Origin of the sequence: Hydrogenothermus marinus, assembly GCF_003688665.1 — a bacterium.
GTDB classification, from domain to species: domain Bacteria; phylum Aquificota; class Aquificia; order Aquificales; family Hydrogenothermaceae; genus Hydrogenothermus; species Hydrogenothermus marinus.
Window position 1 is genome coordinate 26,906 of sequence record NZ_REFO01000018.1, and the last position, 8,303, is coordinate 35,208.

Sequence of the window (8,303 nt, forward strand, 5' to 3'; positions counted from 1 at the left end):
GAGAAAATTGGTAAAGAAAATAATATTAATTTTATTAGCAATATTTAATTTTTCCTTTGGCATGTCTTTTGAAGATATAAAAAAGGCATACCATCTTTCTTATCAATATGAAAAAATGCAAGATTATAAAGATGCAATAAAAGTTTTAATTCCTATATATAATAAATATCCTACAGGATATACAGTCAATCTTAGACTTGGTTGGCTTTATTATTTAAATAAAAATTATGCAAATTCTAAGTTCCATTATGAAAAGGCAATAAAAGCTTTACCTTATTCTATAGAAGCAAAACTTGGATATACATTGCCCCTTTTAGCTCAGGGAAAATTCTCAGATGTAGAAAAAGTGTGTTATTCAATAATAAGTAAAGATTATTATAACTATTATGCTAATTTAAGACTTTCTTATGTATTAAGAAAAGAAAAAAAGTTTGAAGATGCTCAAAAAATTGTGAATAAAATGCTCTTAGTATATCCAACAGATGTAAAATTTCTTACTGAGTTAGCATTAATAAAATATGCTTTAAAAGATTACAAAACTGCAAAAAAGATTTTTCAAGATATAATAATTTTAGATCCAGAAAATATATTAGCTAAAAATTATTTATATAAAATTATTGAGAGGGAAAAATAATGGAATATAGAAATTTAGGGAATACAGGTTTAAAGGTTTCTGTTATATGTCTTGGAGCAATGACTTTTACAGAAAAAGGTTGGAGATCTGCTGGAAGTATGCCTTTTTCAGAAATTCAAAAAGTAGTTGATTATGCAATAGATAACGGAGTTAACTTTTTTGATACTGCAGATATATATGCTTACGGAGAAAGTGAAGAGCTACTTGGAAAAGCCCTTGGAAATAGAAAAAATGATGTGATAATTGCAACAAAAGTTAGAGGTGTTATGGATGAAAATGATCCAAATAAGAGAGGATTATCAAGACATCATATTTTTAAATCCGTAGATGAATCTTTAAAAAGACTAAAAAGAGATTATATAGACCTTTATCAAGTTCATTGGTGGGATAATCATACACCAATAGAAGAAACCGTAGAAGCTTTAAATGATTTAGTAAGAATAGGAAAAGTAAGATACATAGGAATATCTGATTTTGCAGGTTGGCAGATTACAAAATCTGTTTTACTTCAACAGATGAAAGGATACTCAAAATTTGTTTCTGCTCAGATGTATTACTCAATTCTTGGAAGAGATATAGAGTTTGAAGTTGTTCCTGCTTGTGAAGATCTAAAGATAGGAATATTGCCTTGGAGTCCTTTAGCTGGTGGCTTTTTAACAGGAAAATACTCTAAGGATAATCCTCATCTTCAAGATAGCAGATATGCAAGAATGGAAAGACCTTTCTTAAGATTTGATTTTGAAAAAGCATATTTTATAGTTGATGAACTTAGAAAGATAGCTGAAAAATATGATGCTACAGTTTCTCAAGTTGCATTAAACTGGTTGAAAGCAAAACCTTTTGTAAGCTCAATAATCATAGGTGTTAGAAATTTAAAGCAGTTAAAAGATAATCTTGGAGCTGTAAATTGGAACTTAAAACAGGAAGATATTGATTATATAGACGAGATTTCTGCACCAGAAAGACCTTATCCTCAATGGTTTTTGGATATGTTTGCTGATCTTTGAGAAGATAGATGCAGTTAAGCTGGAATTATATATTTAATCAGATAAAAAAATATAAAAAGCAGTTAATTATAGGCAATATTATTGCTATTTTAGCAACTTTAATTAGTATTCCAACACCTTTATTTATTCCTTTTTTAGTTGATGAAGTTTTACTTGGTAAAGAAGGAATTTTTATCCACACTTATCAAAAAATATTTGGACAAGGAAATACTATTTCTTATGTTTTAACAGCTTTATTAATAGTACTTTTTATGAGAACAGCATTTTTTCTTCTTTCTGCCTTACAAACAAAAATATTTACTGAAATCTCTAAAAATATTACTTACAAAATTAGAGAAAAGGTTCTTTTACATATAAAAGATATATCTTTATCTGATTTTGAGATAGAAGGAAGTGGAAAAATTGCATCAAAATTAATTACAGATATTAATACAATAGATACTTTCTTAGGAAAAACAATTGGAAGATTTATAATATCTATTTTAATAATAATAGGTGTTTGTATTGTTCTTCTTATTATTAACTGGAAGCTTGGATTTTTAATAATTCTTTTAAATCCAATAGTTGTTTATTTCACAACTGCTATAGGAAGAAGAGTTGGAAAACTAAAAAAAAGAGAAAATAAAGCAATAGAGATTTTTCAAGAGGCTTTAATTGAAACATTAGATTTATTTAGACAGATAAAAGCAGCAAATAGAGAGGTTTTTTTCTTATCAGAGCTTTTAAATGAAGCTAAAAAGGTAAGAGATACATCTATCAATTTTAGTTGGAAAAGTGATGTAGCTACCAGATTTTCAATGCTTATTTTTTTAGGTGGATATGAAATTTTTCGCTCTGTTTCAATTTTATTTGTTGCTTATTCTGACCTTTCTATAGGAATGATGCTTGCTATTTTTGGATATTTATGGGTTATGATGACACCTATTCAAGATGTTTTAGAAATTCAGTATGCTTTCCATTCTGCAAATGTTTCTCTTATGAGAATAAATGAGATTTTATCTTTAAAAAAAGAACCTATTTATCCTCATTTAAAAAATCCATTTAAAAATAAAGATACAGTATCAATTAAATTAGAAAATGTTTGGTTTTCTTATGATAAACAAAATTATGTTCTTAAAAATATTAATATGAATATTCCTAAAAAATCTAAAATAGCCATTGTTGGTGCTACAGGTTCAGGAAAAACAACAATAGCTAATATAATAGCAGGACTTTATCCAATAGATAAAGGTGATATTTTTTATGATGGAATATCTGTAAAAGAGATAGGCCTTGATGTTATAAGAGCTAATGTATATATGGTTCTTCAAAATCCACAACTTTTTAATAATACAATAAGGTTTAATCTTACTCTTGGCAAAGAAATACCTGAAGGTGAAATATGGCAAGCTTTAAAAATAGCTCAGCTCTATGAAGTAATACAAAATCTTCCAAAGAAACTTGATACTCTTGTAGGTAAAAATGGTATAAGACTTTCCGGTGGTGAAAGACAAAGGCTTGCAGTAGCAAGAATGATTCTTGCAAGTCCAAAAGTTGTAATATTAGATGAATCAACATCAGCTCTTGATTATCAAACAGAAGAAAGATTAATGAAAGCTTTAGATAATTATTTAAAAGATAAAACATCTATATTAATAGCCCATAGATTATCAACTGTAAAAAATGCAGACTACATATATGTTATAGATAAAGGGAAAGTTGTAGAAGAAGGAACCCATAAAGAACTTCTTGAGAAAGAAGGAATATATACTCAATATATAAGAGCTTTTAGAAAATAATCTTATTTTATAAATCTACTAATTACTTTAGCTCCTATTAAATCTCCCCATACATTTGTTGAAGTTCTAAACATATCTAAAAATCTGTCAACTGCAACAATTAAAGCTATTCCTTCAAGAGGAAGTCCTACAGAAGAAAATACTAAAGTCATTGTAATGAGGCCTGCACTTGGAATTGCAGCAGCTCCTATTGATGCAAGGGTTGAAGTAATTACTACTATTATCTGTTGTAGTAGTGAAAGTTCTATACCAAAAACATGAGCAATAAATAAAGCGGCAACTGCTTCATATAAAGCAGTACCATCCATATTTATAGTAGCTCCAAGAGGTAAAACAAATCCTGCCACTTTCTTAGGGATTTTAGCCTCTTTTTCAGCAACTTCTAAAGAAACTGGCAATGTGGCAGAACTAGAGCATGTAGAAAAAGCTACTAATATAGCTTCTTTAACTTTATTAAAATATTCAACTGGATTTACTTTTCCTACTAAATAAGCTATTAAACCTAAATTTACCGCAAAATGCCATATTATACCTATTAAAACAATAAGGACATATTGCCATAAATCAATAATTACTTTTATTCCTTTTTCTGCAACAATAGAAGATATTAAAGCAAAAACTCCTATTGGAGATAGATATATTATCCATTTAGCTATTAATAAAAATGCATCATTTAAACCATCAAAAAGATTTACTATTAATTGCTTTTTTTCTTGTTTTATATATAAAACTGCTATAGCAAGTAATATGGAAAATATAATTACATGTATAGATTTTCCTTCAGCGAAACTTTCAAAAATATTAGAAGGTATTAAATTATTTATAAAACTTTCAAAAGTAAGTTTTTTTATATCTACAGAATTTGAAGAAAGATTTATATCAGATATAGAAAAAGGAAAAATATTAGCAACTAAAAGACCAGTAATAACTGCTATTGTAGTTGTTGCTAAATAATATAAAAAAGCTTTAATACCTAAATCTTTAAAATCATTTGCAGAACTTAAAGTAGAAATAGATACAAAAATAGATACAAAAATAAGTGGAATAACTATCATTTTAAGTAAGTTTAAAAAGATATCTCCTAATATTTTAAGATTTAATGCTAATTCAGGGATATAAATTCCAACTAATATTCCAAGTATAATCCCTAAAATAGTTAAATTTTCTATTGATAGAAATTTTTTCATATTTGTCCTTTTTTGTTTAAAAACTTTTTGATAAGTATTATACCTAATTTAAAGAAGAAAAAATTATTGACTAGAATAGGTTTAATATCTATTGTTAAATATATATTAAAAAGACTTGACATTTTGATAAAATAATTATAAATTTATCTAACAATAATTGACTAAAATTTAAGGAGGGTATTTTAAATGTTTAGCGAGAACCTATTAGACAAAAAATCAAAAGATATTTTAGAAGATGCTAAAGCCAAGGCAAAAGCAAGAGGAGATAGACTTACAGATACAGATCATCTACTTCTTGCATTAATTTCAAGAAAAGATTCACCTCTTGCTAAGGTATTAGAAAAAAGAGGAATAGATACTAAAGATTTAGTAAAAAAAGTGCAAGAATATCTAAATGATTTATATTCTCAAGTAGATAAATCTACAAGAGAGTATATAAACTACTTAAAAGATTTGCAAAATCAGTTATCTCAAGTTAAAGGTAGTATTAATCAATTAGTTGCTGAACTTCAAAAAGTAGCAAAAGCAAAAAAAGAAGTAGAACAAGAATTAAAATATGAAGAAAGTAGTTTTTGGGGAGGATTTGGTAGTTCTGCAAGACTTGAATACGAAAGACTTCAAAGATATGAAAATCAGCTTAAATCACAATTAAATCAGATTAAAAACTCATTACTTCAAGTAATGGATAATGAAACTGCAGATGCATTTTTAAATGGACAAGCAAGTCTTTCATCTGTCTTATACAAGATAATAGAAAATTCAGATTTAGTAAAACAGCTAGATGAACTTGGAATATCACCAGATAGAGTTGTAATAAGAATTGCTGAAGAAGTACTTGGAACTAAAAGTGGTAAAATTTATTCAAATAAATTAGTAAAAGTATTAGAAAAAGCAGAAAAGCTTGCTTTAGAAAAAGGGGAGTCAGCAGTATCCCCAGTATATATAGCTACCGCACTAATAGATTCTAAAGATACAATTGCAGGAAAAATATTAGAACAAATATTAACAGGAGGAAAGGAAAAGATGAATGGAGAAAACATTCAACAAGAAATGGCAGAAGAAGAAAAATCAGCACTTGAAAAATATGGTGTAGATTTAACAGAACTTGCTAAACAAGGCAAGTTAGATCCAGTTATTGGAAGAGAAAAGGAAATACAACAAGTAATAGAAATTCTTTTAAGAAGAACTAAAAACAATCCAGTACTTGTTGGGGAAGCAGGAGTTGGTAAAACAGCAATAGTTGAAGGTTTAGCACAAAAAATAGTAAATAAAGAAGTACCAGAAGATTTATTTGATAAAAGAATTATTGCTCTTGATATGGGAGCATTACTTGCAGGTACAAAATATAGAGGAGAGTTTGAAGAAAGATTAAAAGCCATAATTGATGAAGTAAAAAAATCTGAAGGGGAGATTATCTTATTTATAGATGAGCTTCATACTATTGTTGGTGCTGGTGCTACAGAAGGTTCTACAGATGCAGGAAACCTTTTAAAACCAGCACTTGCAAGAGGAGAGCTTAGAGTAATAGGTGCTACAACTTTAGAAGAATATAGAAAATATATTGAAAAAGACCCTGCTCTTGAAAGAAGATTCCAACCGGTATTAGTAGAAGAACCAGATGTAGAAACTACTATAGAAATATTAAAGGCACTAAGACCAAAACTTGAAAAACATCATGGAGTTAAAATTGATGATTCTGCTTTAGAAGCAGCAGCAAAACTTACTGATAGATATATACAAGATAGAAGATTACCAGATAAGGCTATAGATGCTTTAGATCAAGCATGCGCAAGAAAAAAATTAAAACTTGTATATGCTCCACCTGAAGTTATTGAACTTGAAAGAAAGATAAAACTTTTAGATGAACAAATAATGCAAGCTTCCTTAGATGGTGATTATGAAAAAGAAGCTCAATTAAAGATTGAAAAAGCTAATTTAGAAAAACAACTAAAAGAGCTTATGATGAAATCTGATAATGAGCATGTGAAATTAGAACAACTAAGAAAACAGTTAGAAGAGATAGAAAGACAGATAGAAGTTGAAGCAGAAAAAGGTAATTATGAAAAAGAGGCTGAATTAAAAATAGAAAAAGCAAAATTAGAAAAAGAGATAAAAGAAATTGAAGCTAAAATAGCAGAAAAAACTGTAGTTAGCGAAGATGATGTTGCTGAAGTAGTATCAGATTGGACAGGAATTCCTTTATCTAAACTTAAAGAAGAAGAAATGGAAAGACTTTTACATCTTGAAGAAGAACTTCATAAAAGAGTTGTTGATCAAGAGCATGTAATAAAAACAGTTGCTGAAGCTATAAGAAGAGCAAGAGCAGGACTTTCAGATCCAAGAAAACCTCTTGCATCATTTATGTTCCTTGGACCAACAGGAGTTGGTAAAACAGAAACAGCAAAAGCTTTAGCTGAGCTTTTATTTGGTGATGAAGATGCATTAATAAGACTTGATATGTCAGAATTTAAAGAAGAACATTCTGTAGCTAAATTAATAGGTGCACCTCCAGGATATGTAGGATATGAAGAAGGAGGAAAACTAACAGAAGCAGTAAGAAGAAAACCATATTCAGTGTTGCTACTTGATGAGATAGAAAAAGCTCATCCAAGAGTGTTTGATATATTCTTACAAGTACTTGATGATGGAAGATTAACAGATGCACAAGGAAGAACAGTAAGCTTTAGAAATACAATAATAATAATGACTTCAAACATAGGTAGCCAATACTTAACAATTATACCTTTTGATGCTGATGAAAAAACAATAGAAAAAGAGTTTGAAAATGCAAAAGAAAAAGTTTTAGAGGAAGTTAAAAACTATTTCAGACCGGAATTTTTAAACAGATTAGACGAAATACTTGTATTTAAACCATTATTCAAGAAAGAATTATTACAAATTGTTGATCTTATGCTTAAAGGACTTAATGCTAGACTTCATGATAGAGAAATACAGATTGAAGCTACAGACAAAGCTAAAGAGCTTATTGCGAAACTAGGTTATGATCCTGTTTATGGAGCTAGACCTTTAAGAAGAGCAATACAAAAATATGTAGAAACTCCACTTTCTGAATTAATACTTAAAGGTGAAGTTAAATCCGGAGATATTGTATTAATAGATGAAGAAAATGGTGAATTAAAATTTGTGCCAAAGAAAAAAGAAGATAATAAATAATTAAAAATCTGGGGAGGGAGCTTTCCCTTTCCCCTTTATCTTTAGCGGGCGAGAAGACTCCTTCCGTAAGGGAGGGGATGAAAGCCCGTATATAGAATGATACAATAAACCTATGAAAACAAAAAAAGCTATTTCATTTGAGCTTAATAACAGGTTAACTGACTAGCAACTGATAATAATTGGACACTTAACCTAATCTTCCTCATAGGACAATCACCTGGGACAAGACAGGTTTTAAGATAGTAGGAAGTGTAATAAGGCTCTCCCTCTCAAAGAGTTTAAAGGAATACTTAAAGAGCAAATTCAACATAGAAACTGACTACCTCTGGATAGAAACAGGCTATAAAAGGTTAAAAGAATTAAGAGTTCTTAACATTCAATTAGTTCCATACAAGGCTTATGGACATCTAAGCTACAAACTGGTAGTAGTATATGAAGAGGCAATACCAAAAGTAGAGGTTAAAGGAAGTAGAGTTTTAGCCATAGATTACGGAATAAACAACTTCGCAGCCTGTATAGTAGA

General features: G+C 28.9%; 5 protein-coding genes. 4 read left to right on the plus strand and 1 reads right to left on the minus strand.

Going from position 1 to position 8,303, the window contains the following annotated elements; translation table 11 throughout:
• Positions 1 to 7: 7 nt before the first annotated feature.
• The 3 genes from CLV39_RS08520 to CLV39_RS08530 are packed head-to-tail and all read left to right on the plus strand — an operon-like array spanning position 8 to position 3,419.
• Positions 8 to 634, plus strand: coding sequence for a tetratricopeptide repeat protein (locus CLV39_RS08520; protein WP_245960363.1), 627 nt, complete (start codon positions 8 to 10; stop codon positions 632 to 634).
• Positions 634 to 1,641 (plus strand): aldo/keto reductase, encoded by a 1,008-nt coding sequence (locus CLV39_RS08525; protein ID WP_121923817.1) that lies wholly within the window; start codon positions 634 to 636, stop codon positions 1,639 to 1,641. Before CLV39_RS08520 ends, CLV39_RS08525 begins: the two co-directional genes overlap by 1 nt.
• Positions 1,642 to 1,649: 8 nt before the next feature.
• Entirely contained in the window at positions 1,650 to 3,419 is a 1,770-nt protein-coding gene (locus tag CLV39_RS08530) for an ABC transporter ATP-binding protein (protein WP_121923818.1), read from the plus strand.
• Between the two features lie 2 nt (positions 3,420 to 3,421).
• Here CLV39_RS08530 and CLV39_RS08535 read toward each other — a convergent pair whose 3' ends face one another.
• The gene (locus CLV39_RS08535; RefSeq protein ID WP_121923819.1) at positions 3,422 to 4,606 is read right to left on the minus strand and encodes a dicarboxylate/amino acid:cation symporter; all 1,185 of its coding nucleotides are present in this window, start codon (positions 4,604 to 4,606) and stop codon (positions 3,422 to 3,424) included.
• A 186-nt stretch (positions 4,607 to 4,792) separates the two neighbouring features.
• Between CLV39_RS08535 and CLV39_RS08540 the strand changes: the two genes are divergently transcribed.
• Positions 4,793 to 7,780, plus strand: a complete 2,988-nt coding sequence (locus CLV39_RS08540) for an AAA family ATPase (RefSeq protein ID WP_121923820.1) — start codon at positions 4,793 to 4,795, stop codon at positions 7,778 to 7,780.
• Positions 7,781 to 8,303: the final 523 nt, after the last annotated feature.

Excerpts from the sequence above, each read along its gene's own strand:
- CLV39_RS08525 (WP_121923817.1), top strand. The coding sequence starts at position 634 with ATGGAATATAGAAATTTAGGGAATACAGGTTTAAAGGTTTCTGTTATA.
- CLV39_RS08530 (WP_121923818.1), top strand. The coding sequence starts at position 1,650 with ATGCAGTTAAGCTGGAATTATATATTTAATCAGATAAAAAAATATAAA.
- CLV39_RS08540 (WP_121923820.1), top strand. The coding sequence starts at position 4,793 with ATGTTTAGCGAGAACCTATTAGACAAAAAATCAAAAGATATTTTAGAA.
- CLV39_RS08535 (WP_121923819.1), bottom strand. The coding sequence starts at position 4,606 with ATGAAAAAATTTCTATCAATAGAAAATTTAACTATTTTAGGGATTATA.